We start from the raw sequence: 17,487 nt of genomic DNA on the forward strand, positions 1-17,487 counted from the left end.
AAAACGACACCACCGAAAATATAGAATCAATCCGGTATCATTCCTATTTTTCATCTTTGATCCATGTAATTTGTACAGGGTCTCCCGCGATCGTGCCGACCAGATCAGCCAGGATCTCCCGAAGCCGATCCTGCTTATTTTTATCTTCCAAAACCGCTCCCGACCGCGGCGATTCTCCGTTCTGAAATCCTTTATCCATAACAAAATCCACAGAAACTCCCTCCCATGGATTGCTGTCAAGACCGGATACGGCTTCCCGTGAAAATGTGGCCTGACCCATCTCCCCCCCCCCTCTCTTTGGTTCCGCAAAAAGCCTTTCTCCGGCAAGCTGCCGGAAACCTGACACGAATTTCGCACGGCGGATTCATAAAACACGAGCTCCGCCGATACCTTTATACTGGAACGGGAGGGAATTTATGACAGTCGCGATTTACGTCCGGAAATCCAGGCCGGACCATCCAAAGGATACGGAGGAGGAAACCCTGCAGCGCCAAAAGGAGATTCTGCTGGATTATGCGGCACAGAAAAACTGGGCGGTGGGCGGAATTTATGAAGAGGTCGTGTCCGGAGAAAGCCTTGCGGCAAGGCCACAGATTTTAAAGCTCCTGGAAGATATAAAAAGCGGAGTGTACGACGCGGTTCTGTGCAAGGATATCGACCGGCTGAGCCGCGGCAATTTTGAAGACGTCGGTTATGTTCATTCCACATTGAAACGCCATCACACGCTGATTGTCACGATGAGGAAAACCATTGACCTGAACGATGAGACAGACGAGGAAATCTCGGATTTTGAATCGATCATAGCAAAATACGAACTAAGAAATATTGTTCATCGTCTGCAGGACGGTGTTATGAAGTCACTTCATGACGGAAATTACCTTGCGAACGCACCCTACGGCTACCGGAAAAAAATGGACGGACGCCGTCCGACGCTTTCCATCCAGCAGGAGGAAGCGGAGTTTGTAAAAATGATCTTCCGTCTTTATGTTCAGGAGGGCATGGGCTGCCAGAGCATTGCGGACACGGTCAGCACGCTTGGCGCAAAGCCCCGGCGTTCGGAGCGGTTCAGCCGGACGAGTATCCGCAAAATTCTGCGGAATCCTGTTTACACCGGAAAAACCGCTTGGAATCAGACTCGGATTACGGAAAAGGGCAGTCGGCAAAATCCGAAAGGACGGGTCGTCAGCAATCCAAGGTCGCATTGGAAGGTGGTAAACGGTAAGCACCCGGCGATTATTGATTCCGATACTTTTGACCGCGCGCAGCAAATCCTTTCCGGGCGCGGGCATCCCCCCTACGGCGCAGGCAGCATGGAAAATCCGCTTGCGGGTCTGGTCAAATGCAGAATCTGCGGCAAAACCATGCAAAGACGCCCCGGCAGGGAAAAGGAATCCGCCCAGCTGATCTGTCCGACCAGAAATTGTGTGCGGTCCTCCGCCCTTGCGCTGGTCGAGGCCGCGGTGCTGTCACAGCTGAGGGCGCTTTATTCGGGTTTCCGCTTGAAAGCCGAGCCGGTCCCAAACCAGACAGGGCAGTCCCAGCTGCTCCGGGACCGGAATTCTATTGAAAAGCGGCTGGCCGTCACCCGGCGGCAGCTGGACCGGCTGAGCGACCTTGTGGAGCAGGGAATATACCCGCCTTCAAAATACCGGGAACGCGCGGAAATCTTGAACCGGCGCCTGAATGAGTTGGAACGAGCGAAGCTGGAAATCTGTAAAAAAGTCAATGTGAGCGAACAGAAAAAGAAAGACCTGAAGCCCCCGGCAACAATTTACGAGCTTTACCGCGATTTGCCTCCTGATGGACAAAACCGCCTTCTAAAGGCGCTGATTGATCGGATCGAATATTACAAAGCAAAAGACTGGAAGCCGAATCAGTTTGAGATTCTGATTCACTGGAAGGATATTTTGTAAAGCTGACCGTCTTGAGAGTATACTGCAGATATCCTGAACATTCCCGTTCAAAGGAATACCTGGAAGACATGAGGGTCTTTTTCACCCCTGATAAGCACGAATTGATTGAACACGCCTGCAGCGTGAGAATCAGGAGCGCTGAAGTCATCAAGGTATTTCTGCATCTGGAGCCCGTACCGTTCAACCAGGGATTCTATGCCGTAGACATGAATTTCTTCTTTGATGTCTGTCTGGATGTATTCCTGCCGCAATCTGCCTGCCCGAACGTGCTGCACGGCGTGTGCCTTGCGAACAAGCGAGTAATTCTGTTCGGCAGCGACGGAAATGTTAAAACATTTGTTTCCGGCTGCAGCGCCGACCCGGACGTAGAATTAACCACAGGAAAAGTTCTGCCGAAAGCCGTCTGCCGGGTATCCGAACCGATCGGACTTTCCGCGAAAATCTGCGACCGTCCGCCGCAGGGCTGCGACATTTGCAGCGGCATTCCCGACAGCATCAGCGAGCTGTACGGAGCGGAATTTGATTATGGATGCAGCCACGCCATTTACGCTACGATCGGTCTTTTCACCATCGTTCAGCTGGTCCGTGACGTCCCGCTGCTGATTCCTTCCTACGAATTCTGCATCCCGGAACAGGAATGCCAGCCTACATCAGACAGTCCGCGTGAAATGTTCCGCCGCATTGAATTCCCAGCCGAAGACTTTTTCCCGCCAAAGGTCAGCGATATTCCCGGAGATAACGGCGGGAGCTGCGAAAAAAGGTAACCAAAAGCCCCGTCTGATTCTTTTCAGACGGGGCTTGTTTTTCAATCGTGCAATGATATTATATTTTTTGCAGACGGGCAAAGTTCGCCATCAGTTTTTTGGTGCCCGCCTTGTCGAACGCAATCTCCAGCAGGGTATCGTTCCCCATGGAGGAAGCCGACAGGACCACTCCGGTTCCAAAGGTTTTATGCACAACGCCGTCCCCGGTTCGAAAGACAAGCTCCGTTTCCGCGGCCGGAGTGAAAGCGGGCCCAAAATTGCGGGCAGCCTCGGTGGTAACCGCCCTTGCTTCCCTTGCCGAAGTCGGAAGGACAACCCCCGGCTTCGGTTTCTTCCAGTCGCGCGAGCGGCTTTTCTCCAGCAGTTCCTCCGGAACTTCCCGCAAAAACCGCGAAGGCAGATTGTGCAAACTGCTGCCGAACAGCATTCTGTATTCGGAGTTCAGTATGTACAGCTCTTCTTTTGCACGCGTGATCGCAACATAAGCCAGTCTGCGCTCCTCCTCGACCTCTCCCGGATTATAAAGCACCTGCATTCCCGGAAAAATTCCCTCTTCAAAGCCGGGAAGAAAAACAACCGGAAATTCCAATCCCTTCGCGGAGTGCATGGTCATCAGGACGGCGGCGTCGGACGAGCCGTCGTAATTGTCGATGTCCGTAAGAAGCGAAACCTCTTCCAAAAATCCGGAAAGACTCGCTTCTTCTCCGTTATCCTCCTCATACTTTATCAGGTTGGTCGACAATTCACGCACATTGTCCGCACGGTCCTGCGCATCCTCCTCACCGGAAGCCAGCAAAGCGTCCAGATACCCTGTCTTTTGCAGAAGCTGCTGATACAGCTCCCCGAGTCCTGTTTTCCCGTCCGAGGCCGTCTCAGACAGTTCCTGTATCATTTGGGAAAAAACGAGAAGTTTGGGAGCCGACCGTTTCAGCGGATCGAATTCATCCGCATGGCTGATGACGGAAAACAGACTTTCGCCCAGTTGGGCGGCAATCTCCGACGCCTGCGCAATCGTCTTGTCCCCGATGGACCTTTTCGGACGGTTGATGATCCGCTGAAGCCGCACTTCATCGTCCGGATTATTGATTACATTCAGGTACGCCGTCATATCCCTGATTTCACGGCGGTCATAAAAGCGCTGGCCGCCGATGATCCGATATTTGATTCCGGACTTAGCAAAAACCTTTTCCAAAGCGTTTGACTGCGTGTTCATGCGGTAAAGAACGGCAAAGTCGGAAAATCTGCGGCCGGATGCCACTCCTTCCAAAATTCTGTCCGCGATGAAAGAAGCTTCGTCCTGTTCGCTGGAGGCCGTTCTGGCCTGGATTTTTCTTCCTTCCTGATTTTCAGTCCACAGGGTTTTCCCCTTCCGGTTTTCGTTGTTCGCAATCACCGCGTTTGCCGCCGCCAGAATCGTCTTGGTGGAACGGTAATTCTGTTCCAGCCGGATCACTTTGGCGTTCGGAAACGTCTTTTCAAAGCTCAGGATATTTTCAACCGTCGCTCCTCGGAATTTGTAAATACTCTGATCGTCGTCGCCCACCACGCAGAGATTGCCGCTTTTCTGAGCCAGCATCTTGATAAACACATACTGTGCGTGGCTGGTATCCTGATATTCGTCAACCAAAAAATAACGGAACCGGTTCTGATAATAATCAAGAACGTCCGGGTTCTGTTGGAACATCCGGATGGTGTGCACAATCAGATCGTCAAAATCCATGGCGTCCGAATTTTTCAGCGCCGCCTGATAAAGGCGGTAAGCGGCACCAATCTTTTCAACCCGTTCGTCGCCCCCCGCGTCCCTGATATATTCATCCGGTCCGATGAGACTGTCCTTCGCGCGGGAGATTTCCGCAAGAATCGCTTTATAAGAAAGTTTCTTGTCGTCAATTCCCAGTTTCTTCTGGCAATCCTTAATAACTCTGCGGGAATCGTCGGTATCGTAGATGGTAAAATGCCTCGTAAAACCGAGGCGTTCTCCGTCCTTGCGCAGCATGCGGGCACAGGAGGAATGGAAGGTTGACGCCCAGACCTCGTCGCCGACTTCGCCCAACATGGCGCCAAGCCTGTTTTTCAGCTCTTCCGCAGCCTTGTTGGTAAAGGTGATGGCCAAGATCCTCCAGGGAGGGCAGGGGTCGTCCGCAAGCCGGTCGCGCGTTTGCGGAGATAGCTGTTGACCGCTTTCCAAAAAGCGCGTGACCTCCCCTGTCTCGTCCGGGGTCAAAGAAGGCTCCTGTAAGGATTGATAAGCATTTCCGTAACGAACCAGATTTGCGATACGGTTGACCAGAACCGTTGTTTTTCCGCTTCCGGCGCCGGCCAGAATTAAAAGCGGTCCGTTAACGGTAAAAACCGCCTCCCGCTGTTTTGCATTCATTCGGGAAAACTCTTTCTCAAGAACCTTTTTCCTCAGTTCCATATTTTCAGACATGTACTCCACCGCCAGAAATCAAAATCGGGTCTGCAGCCCGTATTCTTTATTGTATCGTATTCCGCGGAAAAGTGCAAACAAGCCCCCCTTCGGAACAGTCACAATACAAAAATCACCCGCACGTCATCCGGACGCGCGGGCGAAATAAAATTGCTGAAAATTACTTTAAGATGCTGAGCAAAACCCCCGCCGCGACTGCGGAGCCGATCACGCCCGCGACATTCGGCCCCATTGCGTGCATCAGCAGGAAATTGCCCGGGTCTTCCTCCTGACCGACTTTTTGGGACACACGCGCCGCCATGGGAACCGCGGACACGCCGGCCGAACCGATGAGCGGATTGACCTTATAGCCGCTCAGACGGCACATCAGCTTGCCGAACAGGACGCCGCCTGCGGTTCCGATGCAGAAAGCCAGCAGTCCCAGAATCACGATCTTAATCGTCCCCCAGGAAAGAAACAGAGAACCGGTAGCGGTTGCGCCGACCGTTGTGCCGAGAAAAATCGTAATGATATTCATCAGCTCGTTCTGAGCGGTTTTGCTGATGCGGTCCACAACCCCGCTTTCACGGAACAGATTGCCAAGCATCAGCATTCCGACCAGCGGAGCGGCATCCGGAAGAAGGAGAGAAATCAGGATGGTCACGATGATCGGGAACAGAATCTTTTCCAGCTTGGAGACCGGGCGAAGCTGCTCCATGCGCACCAAACGTTCTTTTTTAGTCGTGAGGGCCTTCATGATCGGAGGCTGGATAATCGGCACCAGCGCCATATAGGAATAAGCCGCCACCGCGATGGGCCCCAGAAGCTTCGGAGCCAGCTGGGAAGTGACAAAAATAGCGGTAGGCCCGTCGGCTCCGCCGATAATGGCGATGGAACCCGCCTGCCTTGTCTCGAATCCAAGAAAAATCGCGCCGATAAAAGTCGTAAATATGCCGAGCTGAGCCGCGGCGCCCAAAAGAAAGCTTTTCGGGTTGGAAATCAGCGGGCCGAAATCCGTCATGGCGCCAATCCCGAGGAAAATGAGCGGCGGATAAATTCCCAGCTTGACGCCGAGGTACAGGTAATAAAACAGCCCCCCGTTTTCCGTATCGGTCGGCGCAGCCATAATCGCGGGATACAGGTTGACAAGCAGCATGCCGAACGCGATGGGAAGAAGGAGCAGCGGTTCAAACTGCTTCTTCACCGCCAGATAAATCAAAACTCCCGCAATTAAAATCATGACATAATTGCGCGGATCGTTGCCGACCAGGCCCGAGGTTTCAAATAATTTCATAACCGATTTGAGAAATCCACTGAATATCGTCACTTTACCAATCCTTCCCCTGCTCCAAAAGCCTCATTGAATTAAAACGGCCGCGTATTTTCCAGAAGGCCGGCCATTCCCCACGATGACTTTGCTCTGCTCTGCACCGCCGCGCGGCGCACGGAGGTAACCACACCGCCCGGAATCATACTGTATGCCGCGGCGGCAAGCACAGCCAGAATCTCTTCCGAGATTCCCTCCTCAGCTGCGGGAGCTTCTTCCGCAGCCGGTTCGCTCGGCGCGGGAGCAGCGGCCGGAACCGGCTCCGGTTTGGGAACCGGCATGCTTTCCCGCGGCCGCTGATTCAGTTTGGATTGCAGGGAATTCACCGCTTTCCCATAGCCCTTAATCACCAGAGTTAAAAAAATCAGCATTAAAAATACGACTACAAGCCCTGTAATCAAGACCGTCAGTGATATTTGCACTTCCTGTTGAAAGTTCATTGTCCGTCCCCATTCCCGCATGAAAATTCCGGTCAAAGCCAGTTAAAAATGATTGAATATGCTTTTTATTATAACTGATCCCAAAATTGATTTCAATTATTTTCATCAATTTTTGTTTTTTATTGCATCTAAACCCGCTCGGAATTATAATAAAATTGAAGAAAAGGAGGTGCGGCGTCCCATGGGAGAAGAGGAATTCAGACGTTCATTCCGGGATCCGTTTCACAACAGTCTGGGCCTTGCGGTTTACAGCTGCGGCGTGCAGCGCTGCGCCTCGCGGCATTCCTGGGGTCCGGCAGTCAGGGATCATTATCTGATTCATTACATTGTGTCCGGGCGCGGGGAATTCCGCTCTTGCGGTAAACAGCACAGTTTATCCGTGGGGGACGGTTTTCTTGTGGTTCCGTCCCAGCTTGTATCCTACTCCGCCGACGACAGGGACCCCTGGACCTACTGCTGGGTGGGGTTTAATGGAAGCGACGCGAAACGCCTGATGGATCAGACGGGCCTTTTGGACCGGGAACCGGTTTTTCATTACGGGGGCGACGACAAGCTGGAACGCCTGCTGACCGATATCTGCAATTCCTCCGGATCAAGTCCCAGCGAAGAAGCCCGCATGGAATCCGGTCTTCTGCTGTTTTTGGCCGCGCTGATGGACCGGTTCGGGAAACCCGCCCAGCCGCAGGACAACGGATACGAGTATGTAAAAAAAGCCATTAAATTCATCGATTACAACTATTCGGGCGATATTACCGTAAGCAGCATCGCCGCCAGCGCCGGTATCAGCCGCAGTCACCTTTACCGCCTGTTTATGCAGCATATTTCCATGCCGCCGAACGAATACTTAATGCGTTACCGGATCGGTAAAGCCGCCGGGCTGCTGAAGGCTGGCGGCCTGACGGTCGGAGAAGCGGCCTATTCCACGGGCTTTTCCGACCAGCTCTATTTTTCGAGGGTCTTCCGGCGGTACATGGGCGTTCCGCCGAGCCGTTACACCGCAGGCGGACACAGAAATACAGGGGAGGAAAAAACGCATGAGTGAGGCAACCGAACGGATTCAGAAATGGATCGGTCAAATCGAAGAATCGAGAGCCGTGGAATGGGAACGGCTCCCGGAAATTTATTTATATATGGATCAGGTGCTGACTTACATGAACAAGCAGCTTTGCCTGTATGAGCGGGACGAAGGGACGAATCTGCTCACCTCCAGCATGATCAACAACTATGTGAAGGACGGAGTTCTTCCCCGGCCGGAGCAAAAAAAGTATTCCCGCGATCATCTTGCAATTCTGACGGTGATCTGCATGCTGAAGCAGGTTCTTTCCATTCAGGATATTTCCTCTCTAGTGAAAACGCTGTTGTTAAACGCATCGCAAAATGAAATGTACGACCGCTTCTGCGAAGCCCAGACCTCCGCGATGAAGGAAGTCTGTGAGCGCATCCGGTCCACCTCGCAGCAAAGCGAGGCAGACCTGACCAGGCTGGCGATTGAACTTTCGATAGAAGCAAATGCCCGGCGCACGGCCGCGGAAAGAATCTTAAGCGAGCTTGCGAAAGAAAGCAAACCGAGAGCCGAGAAAGAAAAGAAATAGTCAAGACGGCCCCGCATGCCGAATGAGCTGAACCGTTAAAAACAGGCCGTGCAAAAGAAGCCTCTCGTTGTAGGACGCCAAGCTACAACGAGAGGCTTCTTTTAATTGAACAAAGCATGAGCCGCGGTTGCTTCCGGCTTTATACGGAGTCCAGGTACCTCCGGATATATGGCAGTGCCGCTCCGACCGCCACATTGTCGGCGGGAGCATTGCTGATTTTAATAAACGGCTGCGGATTTGGAAACGCCGTGCGGGAAAAAACCCTTTCATGCAGGCTGTCGATATCGTCCTTCGTGATGTAAGGCGCAATACTCCCTCCAAGAATACACGGAACGTCAAAAATCGCGTACAGGTCGTTCAGCGCAACGGACAAATCTTCGAGAAAGCTTGTCCATCTGCGAACATATTCCGCTTCGCCTGCTCTCAGCCTCTCGAAAAAGCGCGGCAGAGTGTCTTTGCCCTGCAGCAGCGCTTCGAGAGAACAATAGGCCTCCATGCATCCATGGCCGCCGCAATAGCAGTCCCGTCCGTCCCGCACAAGCGTCATATGCTCGATCGCTCCGCTGCACCCGCGGCTGCCCTGATGGATTCGGCGGTTCATAATCAACGCGCCGCCAAGGTGTTTCCCGACCGAAAGATAAACGGCGTCTTTTATTTTCCTGTCAAACCACAGTTCCGCAGTGGCGGCGCAGCGCGCGTCGTGGATAAAACTGCACGGCAGCTTGATCCCTTTCTCCAATTCGTCCACAAGCATTCCGGTACGGTACAGAATTTTCCCATACGTGATCTCTCTGCCGTCCGCCGAGGCAAGCGCCTGTACGGCAAATCCGATTCCCAGCACTGCCCCCGGGGTGACTTCCATCTCCGCCAAAAAATCAAGGACCGCGCGTCCGACTTCTTCATAATAGCCGCTTTCGTCACGAAACACACAGCGGGTTTCTTTTCTGAGAAACGTTCGGCCGTAGATGTCGACCGCCGTTATCAGAAGAACGTCCCTCTGAATCTCCACCCCGACCGCGACTCGCGCCTTTTCGCACAAGCTGTACGCAACCGCCTTGCGGCCGACCTGACCCGCAAGCAGGCCGCTTTTTCGGACAAGGCCCTGAGACTCAAGCTGATTCAGGTTCTGCGAAACCGTTGGCAGGCTCAGGCGAAGCCTGTTTGCCAGATCCTGTTTGGACAGCTTCTTCTCATGGTACAAAAGGCGGTAGATCAGAGAGTAATTATTTCTTTTTACATCTTTCAGCGTCAGACTGTTCATATGATATTAGTTAACTCACTTTTCAAAATATATTTTTATTATTTTAACACTAAAGCAGGTTCATTGCAACTCGTGTGGTAAACATGCACAAAAACGATTGACATAACTTTGTCATTAAATACGTATTGACAGATTCCCTCCCCATGTTATATGATAAAATCAGTTTTATAAAATCATTTTATAAAATCAATTTTAATAATTGAAAAGGAGCTATCATGATGGGGATTCTGGAAAAAATGCGGCTCGACAACAAAAAGATATTTGTTACCGGGGGAGCAAGAGGCTTGGGTAAAAGCATGGCGACCGCACTCTGTGAAGCGGGAGCCGACGTTGCGATTGTAGACCTCGACATCGAAACGGCGCAAAACACGGCAGAAGAGCTCGAACAACAAACCGGCAGAAAAACCATGGCAATAAAGGCCGATGTTACAAAGCCGGAGGACGTGGACCGGATGATCGACACGGTGCTCCGGGAATTCGGAAAACTAGACGCGGCCTTTTGCAATGCCGGCATATGCCTCAACGTGCCGGCCGAAGAAATGACTTTTGCCCAATGGAAAAAGGTGATCGATATCAACCTCACCGGGATATTCCTCACCGCACAGGCCGCGGGCAGGGTCATGCTGCGGGAGGGCGGCGGCTCCATCATCAATACTGCTTCCATGTCGGCCCATATTGTCAACTATCCGCAGCCGCAGTGTTCCTATAACGCCTCGAAGGCCGGTGTGATTCAGCTCACAAAATCGTTTGCCGTGGAATGGGCGACACGGAACGTGCGGGTCAACTGCATCAGTCCCGGATACATGGGAACCGAGCTCACGCTGAATTCGCCGTCCCTCAAGCCGTTGATCGAACAGTGGAACGCGGTGGCTCCGCTTCACCGCATGGGCAAACCGGAGGAGCTTCAGGCGGCGGCCGTTTATCTCGCGGGCGACGCAAGCTCTTTTACGACCGGCGCGGATTTTGTGATCGACGGAGCATTCACCTGCATTTAAGGAGGACATCGTATGAATTATTTGTTGGGTACAGACATAGGAACCTCCGGAACAAAGACCATTCTGACGGACACTTCCGGAAATCTGATCGCAGAGCACCTGTGCGAATATGATGTACTTACGCCAAAACCGCTATGGGCGGAACAGTGGCCGGACATTTGGGTTGACGCGGTCAAAGAATCCATACGGGAAACCGTAAAGAAAGCGGCGGTGGAGCCGGAGGCCGTAAAGGCTCTCTGCATCAGCGGCCTTTACGGCGGTTCCGGAATCCCGCTTGATTCGCAAATGCGCCCCGTGCGTCCGTGCCTGATCTGGATGGACCGCAGGGCCCAGGAGGAAAGCGACTGGGCCCTGGAACAGATCGGCGCTGAAAAACTGATGCGGATCACCCATAACGGATCCGACCCCTATTACGGTTTTACCAAAATGCTGTGGATCAAGCGGCATGAGCCCGAGAACTGGGAGAAAACAAAGCTTTTCCTTCCGCCGAACGCCTATGCCATTTACCGACTCACCGGCAAAATTGCCGAGGATTATTCCTCCGCCGGGAACACGGGCGGCATTTTCGACATGAACACCCACACCTGGTCAAAGGAACTTCTCGACAAAATGGGAATTCCCCTTTCCAAGCTGCCCCAAAACCTTGTGGAATCCAGCGACGTCGTGGGCGGGCTGACGGGAGAGGCCGCAAAAGAGCTGGGTCTTTGCAAAAGCATGCCGGTTTGCGCCGGAGGCATCGACTGCGGTGCGGCCAACATCGGCCTCGGGGTATTTGAACCGGGCGTATTTGCGGCGGCAATCGGAACCTCCCTGTGCGGCGCTCTCATCACCGACAAGCCCGTGCAGGGAAGAGGCCTGATCGAGTGGCCCTATCTTTACAGGGCAAAGGAGCTTTCCTATTGCTTCGCGGGCGCCGCAACGGCGGGAGCAATCGTCAAGTGGTTCCGCGATACCTTTGCGGAGGCGGAGTACAGCCGGCAGAAAGCAGGGGGACCCAACGCCTACGCCGTATTGGACCGACAGGCGGAAAAGATTCCAGTGGGGAGCGGAGGGCTCATCGTCCTGCCTTATTTTATGGGTGAACGCAGCCCTGTGTGGGACTCGAACGCGCGCGGAACGATCATCGGGCTGTCGCTTGCGCATACAAAGGCCCATATCTACCGTGCGTTTTTGGAAGCGGTCGCCTATTCTCTCCGCGATGCCATAGAGGCTACCGGAGAAAAGGTCGGGGATATTCTCGTCGCAGGCGGCGCGGTGAAGTCAACTCTCTGGAAACAAATCTTCGCCGACGTCACCGGTCACAGGGGTTGTCTGCCCGATCAACGATGTGGAGGCCAATCTCGGCGATGTCATGCTCGCGGGCCTGGGAACCGGTCTGCTGACCCGGGAGGGCATGCAAAAATGGCGTGTCCTAGCCGAACCTGTCGAACCGGATCCGAAAGCACATGCCAGATACGATTCTCTCTACCGATGCTATAAATCGATATACAAAAATCTCAGGAACGATATGAAAACTCTTTCGGCACTGAATTGACTTTCAAATGCCGCCTGATCATCATCGGAAAATCAGACCGCTGTTTGGCATACGGCCCGGGGATTGATCATCAGCCTGACCGGCAGTCCGGAGTTTCATCTGGAGTAATGCGGCACATTAAAAAAATATAATTTTGGGGTGAAGCGAATGAATCTGTTTTGGGACAAATGGAGAAAACGGATCGGCTATGGGATTGGAGACCTTGGCTGCAATCTGGTGTTCAGTACGATGGCGTCATATCTGATGATATTCTATACGGACGTTTTTGGAATTACCGCTGCGGCAGCCGGTACGCTGACCCTGGTAACAAAAATCATTGACGCCGGTACGGATACCGGGATGGGATTGATTGTAGACAGAACCCACACCCGGTGGGGCCAAGGGAGGCCGTATTTCATTGTCGGCGCAGTCCCGTTCGCTGTTTTCACGGTGCTGACTTTTGTCGTGCCGGATTTCGGCGCCACCGGCAAGCTCGTATGGGCTTATGTAACATACTCCCTGCTGTGTCTTTCGTATACGATCGTCAATATTCCTCTCAACACGATCGTTCCAAGGCTCACGTCCGATGTTCATGAGCGGGACTGCCTCGTGTCGACCCGTATGGTTTGCGCCATGATCGGCACCGCGGTGGTTATGACCATCACGACGCCTCTTGTCAAATTTTTCGGTCGCGGCGACAACGCCAAAGGATATCTGATCACTATGAGCATCTACGGCGTTGCGGCGATGCTGATCTTCGGCATCACCTTTCTGAATACGGAGGAGGTTGTGCCGACTTCCGTCACCCACGAGCATTCCAGACTGAAAGACGATTTGAAAGGGCTCACGGGCGCGAGCATCGTGCTTTTCATCCTGAATTTTTTATACTTCGGGCTCTATGTGATACGAAATACGTCCGTCCTTTATTATTTTACCTATAATCTGGGAAAAGCCGACTGGATTGTTTTTGTCGGCCTCTTCGGCATCCTTTCGGGGCTGCCGATGCTCCTCATTCTCCCGTTCCTGGAAAAACATATTTCGAAACGCAATTTGATGGTGATCAGTTCGCTGATTTATGCGATCGGCGATTTGACGATCTACCTGGGTAAAAGCTCGACGGTCATGCTGATTTCCGGGCTCGCCGTGACGGGACTCGGGATATACGGAATTTTCGGCACAACATTTTCCATGCAGCCGGACGTGATCGATTATTCCGAATACAAAAACAAAAAAAGCATCGCCGGGATGATCGCCGCGTTTCAGGGCTTTTTTGTGAAAGCGAGCATGGGCCTTGCGAGTATGCTGGTCGGCATCTTTCTAACAATGAGCGGATATGTGCCGAACATTCCGCAGACGCCAAAGGCGCTAGCAGCCATAGAGACTGCTTTCATTTGGATCCCGCTTATCATATGCGTTTTGATTTGCATCGCAGTCTATTTTTACCGTGTCGACAGCATTCGCAGTGAAATGTCGGAAGAACTGGAAAACAGGCGCAAAATCAATGCGTCGAAGGTTTCGGTCTCCGGTTCCTTGCAGCCTTCCTCCAACTAAGAAGCCTGAAAAGGCTGGTCTATCAGCAAGACATTCTCTCCGTTGAACCTTGCAAACGACAGGAATCTCCCGCTGCAGGGCTTTTGATTCCTCTGTCCGTTCCCTTTGGGGAGGTTCGGCTCAGTTTCCCCGCGGGGTTGTTTTCTAGAACCATAATTGCAATTTCACATAATATGATACTGTAACTTCGAAGGAGGGGGTTCCATATGTGTGGGATTGCAGGTTTTTGTAACTACAACGAAGATTTTACCGAAGAGGCCCCTTTTCTGGGTCAGCTGGCAAGGCGTATGGGCAATACGCTCAGGCACCGCGGACCCGATGAAAACGGGGTATTTGTTTCAACCCACGCCGCTTTCGCGCATCAGAGGCTCGCGGTCATTGATCTGGAAGGCGGGAAACAGCCGATGACCGCTTACGCGGGCGGATACCGGTACACGATTGTCTACAACGGGGAACTGTATAACGGCGACGAGCTGCGCCGCGAACTGGAGTCGATCGGCTATGTGTTCGAAACGACGAGCGACACCGAGATTCTTTTGAAATGCTATATTCACTACGGCTCAGAATGCCCCAAGAAGCTGAACGGGATATTTGCCTTTGCCGTCGACGACGAAAGGCGGAACCGCTGTTTTCTGTGCCGCGACCGGTTCGGGGTAAAGCCCCTGTTTTATACTCTTGCGGGTGACCGGCTGGTGTTTGGTTCCGAAATCAAGGCTCTGCTGCAGTACCCGGGAGTCAACCCGATTCTTGACCGCAATGGCCTCTGTGAAGTTCTTGGAATCGGTCCCGCCCGAACAGCCGGCGTTGGCGTGTTCAAGGATATTTATGAAATCAAGCCGGGGTTCTTTGCCATATCAGACCGAAACGGCTTTTCCGTCAAACCTTATTTCCAGATTGAAAGCCACGAACATCCGGACAGCTACGAGGATACGGTCAAACATGTACGCTACCTTCTGGAAGACGCGATCACCCGGCAGCTTGTTTCCGACGTTCCGTTGTGCACGTTCCTGTCCGGCGGACTGGACTCCAGCGTGGTCACGTCGGTCGCGGCGCGCAAGTATCGGGATTTAGGCCAAATTCTCTCCACTTATTCCTTTGAGTTCACAGGCAACGACCGATATTTCAAGCCAACCGCCTTCCAGCCGGACTCCGATGATCCCTGGGCGGCAAAAATGGCGGAATACTGCGGGACGAACCACACCGTCCTCAAATGCGACAATCTGAGCCAGGCCGACAAGCTCTATGACGCGGTGGACGCGAAAGACATGCCGGGCATGGCGGACGTTGACTCCTCCCTCCTTCACTTCTGCCGGATGATTAAAAAAGATCATGTCGTTGCGGTCAGCGGAGAATGTGCCGATGAGATTTTCGGCGGTTATCCGTGGTTTCATAAAAAAGAAGCGTTCGAGGGCCATTGTTTCCCCTGGTCACCGGACCTTTCCGTACGGACGGATCTGTTTAAACCTGAAATCAACGACGCGCTGGATTTGGAGGATTACGTCAACCAGCGTTACGAGGAATCCATCGCTGAAGTTCCAAAACTGGAAAACGAGAGCGCGCAGGAGGCGCGGCGCAGGGAAATTTCATACCTGAACATCAAATGGTTTATGACCACCCTGCTGGACGACAGGGCAGGGATAGTATAAACCAATGAGGAGTGGGACAAGAAAGTCAGGAAAATAGCCACTTTTTCGACACGAACTGGTTCATGTCAACCCTGCTTTTTGTTTTATCGACCAGTGTCTACAAAAACCAAAATCAGTGTTCGACTCATTTCGACATCAGGCGACCCTGAAGCTCCGATTCCTTATACCAATGATCTATGTGCATAGCTGTTTCGCACGGGTTTTCTAATATGGCAAAATGGCATTGAGATAAAAGTTGTCTGCCATGTGCGCGAACCTCCCCGGCGCGTGACGCGTGAATAGAAATTCCCCTCTAAAAGCTGTGTAACGATTTATAGAACCGATTTTCTACGGACAATCTTTATTCCAAATGCCGCCCACATATATTTTACCAAAGAGCATTTTACGAGGTGAAATATATGTCCGACGATTCAAAAAGAATTGAACTGCCAAAGACGTTACAGGAACGGATGTTAAAATTCTTTTTGAAGGCGCAGTGCAAAGCCATGGAAGCAGATCTTGACGGTGAAAAAGAGGAGTCAACGCAAAATCCTATCAATAAAGATGATAGGAGCAGTGGCTGATGGAAACAGCAATTTATGTTCGGGTCTCCACGGAGGAACAGGCGCAGGAGGGTTTCTCCATCCGGGCGCAGGAGCAGAAGCTCAAGGATTATGTGAGAATCAAAGATTGGTCAATCTATAAAATATATGCCGACGAAGGCATCTCCGGCAAGGACATTACCGGACGCCCCGCGGTTAAAGATATGATTGCGGACGTAAAAGCCGGGCTCGTTAAAAACGTGCTGGTGTTCAAGATCGACCGCCTCACACGCTCCACGGCGGATTTGATTTATCTGGTTGACCTGTTCAATGCCAATGACTGCGAATTCAACTCCTTAATGGAGTCTATTGATACACAAACGGCATCCGGCAGGATGTTTATCAAAATCATCGGGATCTTTGCAGAGTTTGAGCGCGAAAACATTATTGAGCGAACAAGGGTCGGCGTCGAACGCAAGGTGAAGGAAGGGTATTCACTCTGCACATCGTCGGCAAGTTTCGGATATGACCGCGTGAAGGGCCAAAAAATGCAAACAGTAAATCCCGCCGAAGCCGAAGTCGTGCGGGATGTTTTTGAAATGTTTGTGAACAACGGACTTACACTCACGGACATTGCGCGGCGGCTTAATTTGCGCGGTATATTAACGAAAAAAGACAAAACATGGTCGTCTGTGAAAGTCAGGCGCGTCCTCACCAATTGCAACTATGTGGGCGATGTGCGCCACCACATGAGCGATTCCAAACACAAGCAGGAATACGACGGCTTGCATGAAGCGATTATTCCACAGGGACTTTTTGATGCTGCGAAGGACATCCTTGAGCAAAATAAAAAGGTGGGTATCACAAAGCCGCCGAATGACAATAAATATTTTGCCGGATTTTTGGTATGCGCAAAGTGCGGCTACAAGATGAAAACCTATGAATCCCGCAAACAATTAAAAACGAAAATTCAAATTACGGTCGGATATGTATGCTGTAATCACACACTTGGGACCTGCACCGTCGGCAGTATGAGCCACAAGAAAGTGGAGGCGGCTTTCGAGGAATACATATCCCAAATCTCGGATTTTAATGATGCGGATAATCCTTCTCTTGCAGAAGAGAAAAAAATCAAGCATGACAACAGTGAAGCCATCCTGTCGCTGGAAGCCAAGCTGAAAGGCCTTGAAACAAGGGAACATGAAACACTGGAGCGATATGTCCGTAACGAAATTGACTTTGATGATTACCGCGAAATGAAGAAGCTGGTCGCATCGGATAAGCTGGTTCTGAGTGCCGAACTGGAGCGCCTCAGCGCCGCTCCCAAGCCCACGGCGGTCAAGCCACAGGAAATCGCCCGGAATTTTAGAGAGAACTGGGATAAGTTATCAAACCACGAACGCCGCGCTTTCCTGAAACAGTTTGTAGAAAGGATTGTCATTGAAAGCGTGAAGCCGAAAGGCGAATTTTTTGGGCAGGTGAAGATTCGGGAAGTAAGATGGAGAATGTAAAGCGCTTTTGCCGTATTGGCGTGTATGAACGCGCTGAAAAATT

General features: G+C 52.0%; 15 protein-coding genes. 10 read left to right on the forward strand and 5 right to left on the reverse strand.

Going from position 1 to position 17,487, the window contains the following annotated elements:
* Positions 1–43 precede the first annotated feature (43 nt).
* Positions 44–280: a hypothetical protein gene (locus HCR03_RS03955; protein WP_187036726.1), complete on the reverse strand. Its 237-nt coding sequence runs from the start codon at positions 278–280 to the stop codon at positions 44–46.
* Positions 281–416: 136 nt separating this feature from the next.
* Here HCR03_RS03955 and HCR03_RS03960 point away from each other — a divergent pair, with 136 nt between their 5' ends.
* Together HCR03_RS03960 and HCR03_RS03965 are read left to right on the forward strand one after the other, a co-directional pair.
* On the forward strand, positions 417–1,913 hold the full coding sequence (locus HCR03_RS03960; protein ID WP_187036728.1) for a recombinase family protein: 1,497 nt from the start codon (positions 417–419) through the stop codon (positions 1,911–1,913).
* Positions 1,914–1,981: 68 nt separating this feature from the next.
* Positions 1,982–2,677, forward strand: coding sequence for a hypothetical protein (locus HCR03_RS03965; RefSeq protein WP_228725092.1), 696 nt, complete (start codon positions 1,982–1,984; stop codon positions 2,675–2,677).
* Between the two features lie 58 nt (positions 2,678–2,735).
* On the opposite strand, the gene HCR03_RS03970 is transcribed toward HCR03_RS03965, so the two are convergent.
* The 3 genes from HCR03_RS03970 to HCR03_RS03980 all read right to left on the reverse strand — a co-directional run bounded on the left by HCR03_RS03970 (position 2,736) and on the right by HCR03_RS03980 (position 6,854).
* Positions 2,736–5,108 (reverse strand): ATP-dependent helicase, encoded by a 2,373-nt coding sequence (locus HCR03_RS03970; RefSeq protein WP_187036730.1) that lies wholly within the window; start codon positions 5,106–5,108, stop codon positions 2,736–2,738.
* A gap of 160 nt (positions 5,109–5,268) precedes the next feature.
* Positions 5,269–6,414, reverse strand: coding sequence for a sodium ion-translocating decarboxylase subunit beta (locus HCR03_RS03975; RefSeq protein ID WP_407926833.1), 1,146 nt, complete (start codon positions 6,412–6,414; stop codon positions 5,269–5,271).
* Positions 6,415–6,452: 38 nt separating this feature from the next.
* The gene (locus HCR03_RS03980) at positions 6,453–6,854 is read right to left on the reverse strand and encodes an OadG family protein (protein ID WP_187036732.1); all 402 of its coding nucleotides are present in this window, start codon (positions 6,852–6,854) and stop codon (positions 6,453–6,455) included.
* A gap of 181 nt (positions 6,855–7,035) precedes the next feature.
* Between HCR03_RS03980 and HCR03_RS03985 the strand changes: the two genes are divergently transcribed.
* Entirely contained in the window at positions 7,036–7,896 is an 861-nt protein-coding gene (locus tag HCR03_RS03985; RefSeq protein ID WP_066644668.1) for an AraC family transcriptional regulator, read from the forward strand.
* Positions 7,889–8,446 carry a DUF1836 domain-containing protein gene (locus tag HCR03_RS03990; RefSeq protein WP_066644665.1) on the forward strand — a complete coding sequence of 186 codons (558 nt, stop codon included), beginning with the start codon at positions 7,889–7,891 and terminating at the stop codon, positions 8,444–8,446. Before HCR03_RS03985 ends, HCR03_RS03990 begins: the two co-directional genes overlap by 8 nt.
* Positions 8,447–8,585: 139 nt before the next feature.
* Here HCR03_RS03990 and HCR03_RS03995 read toward each other — a convergent pair whose 3' ends face one another.
* Positions 8,586–9,707 carry an ROK family transcriptional regulator gene (locus HCR03_RS03995; protein ID WP_156989505.1) on the reverse strand — a complete coding sequence of 374 codons (1,122 nt, stop codon included), beginning with the start codon at positions 9,705–9,707 and terminating at the stop codon, positions 8,586–8,588.
* Positions 9,708–9,922: 215 nt separating this feature from the next.
* On the opposite strand from HCR03_RS03995, the gene HCR03_RS04000 reads away from it, so the two are divergent.
* From HCR03_RS04000 to HCR03_RS04025, 6 genes are all read left to right on the forward strand, one after another.
* Positions 9,923–10,702 (forward strand): SDR family oxidoreductase, encoded by a 780-nt coding sequence (locus HCR03_RS04000; protein ID WP_407926834.1) that lies wholly within the window; start codon positions 9,923–9,925, stop codon positions 10,700–10,702.
* A 12-nt stretch (positions 10,703–10,714) separates the two neighbouring features.
* Positions 10,715–12,181 (forward strand): FGGY-family carbohydrate kinase, encoded by a 1,467-nt coding sequence (locus HCR03_RS04005; RefSeq protein WP_228725093.1) that lies wholly within the window; start codon positions 10,715–10,717, stop codon positions 12,179–12,181.
* Between the two features lie 202 nt (positions 12,182–12,383).
* On the forward strand, positions 12,384–13,766 hold the full coding sequence (locus HCR03_RS04010; RefSeq protein ID WP_187036734.1) for an MFS transporter: 1,383 nt from the start codon (positions 12,384–12,386) through the stop codon (positions 13,764–13,766).
* 206 nt (positions 13,767–13,972) lie between these two features.
* The gene (gene asnB, locus HCR03_RS04015; RefSeq protein ID WP_187036735.1) at positions 13,973–15,412 is read left to right on the forward strand and encodes an asparagine synthase (glutamine-hydrolyzing); all 1,440 of its coding nucleotides are present in this window, start codon (positions 13,973–13,975) and stop codon (positions 15,410–15,412) included.
* Positions 15,413–15,810: 398 nt separating this feature from the next.
* A complete protein-coding gene (locus tag HCR03_RS04020; RefSeq protein WP_187036737.1) occupies positions 15,811–15,975 on the forward strand; it encodes a hypothetical protein in 165 nt (54 codons plus the stop codon).
* Positions 15,975–17,444, forward strand: coding sequence for a recombinase family protein (locus HCR03_RS04025; protein ID WP_187036738.1), 1,470 nt, complete (start codon positions 15,975–15,977; stop codon positions 17,442–17,444). Before HCR03_RS04020 ends, HCR03_RS04025 begins: the two co-directional genes overlap by 1 nt.
* Positions 17,445–17,487: the final 43 nt, after the last annotated feature.

Source organism: Caproicibacter fermentans, from assembly GCF_014303955.1.
Lineage (GTDB): Bacteria > Bacillota > Clostridia > Oscillospirales > Acutalibacteraceae > Caproicibacter > Caproicibacter fermentans.

Bases quoted from the DNA above. Each gene is read 5' to 3' on its own strand.
- HCR03_RS04025 (WP_187036738.1), top strand. From the start codon at position 15,975: ATGGAAACAGCAATTTATGTTCGGGTCTCCACGGAGGAACAGGCGCAG.
- HCR03_RS04020 (WP_187036737.1), top strand. From the start codon at position 15,811: ATGTCCGACGATTCAAAAAGAATTGAACTGCCAAAGACGTTACAGGAA.
- HCR03_RS03980 (WP_187036732.1), bottom strand. From the start codon at position 6,854: ATGAACTTTCAACAGGAAGTGCAAATATCACTGACGGTCTTGATTACA.
- HCR03_RS03955 (WP_187036726.1), bottom strand. From the start codon at position 280: ATGGGTCAGGCCACATTTTCACGGGAAGCCGTATCCGGTCTTGACAGC.
- HCR03_RS03965 (WP_228725092.1), top strand. From the start codon at position 1,982: ATGAGGGTCTTTTTCACCCCTGATAAGCACGAATTGATTGAACACGCC.
- HCR03_RS03995 (WP_156989505.1), bottom strand. From the start codon at position 9,707: ATGAACAGTCTGACGCTGAAAGATGTAAAAAGAAATAATTACTCTCTG.
- HCR03_RS03960 (WP_187036728.1), top strand. From the start codon at position 417: ATGACAGTCGCGATTTACGTCCGGAAATCCAGGCCGGACCATCCAAAG.
- HCR03_RS04005 (WP_228725093.1), top strand. From the start codon at position 10,715: ATGAATTATTTGTTGGGTACAGACATAGGAACCTCCGGAACAAAGACC.
- HCR03_RS03970 (WP_187036730.1), bottom strand. From the start codon at position 5,108: ATGTCTGAAAATATGGAACTGAGGAAAAAGGTTCTTGAGAAAGAGTTT.
- HCR03_RS03990 (WP_066644665.1), top strand. From the start codon at position 7,889: ATGAGTGAGGCAACCGAACGGATTCAGAAATGGATCGGTCAAATCGAA.
- HCR03_RS03985 (WP_066644668.1), top strand. From the start codon at position 7,036: ATGGGAGAAGAGGAATTCAGACGTTCATTCCGGGATCCGTTTCACAAC.
- asnB (WP_187036735.1), top strand. From the start codon at position 13,973: ATGTGTGGGATTGCAGGTTTTTGTAACTACAACGAAGATTTTACCGAA.
- HCR03_RS04010 (WP_187036734.1), top strand. From the start codon at position 12,384: ATGAATCTGTTTTGGGACAAATGGAGAAAACGGATCGGCTATGGGATT.
- HCR03_RS04000 (WP_407926834.1), top strand. From the start codon at position 9,923: ATGATGGGGATTCTGGAAAAAATGCGGCTCGACAACAAAAAGATATTT.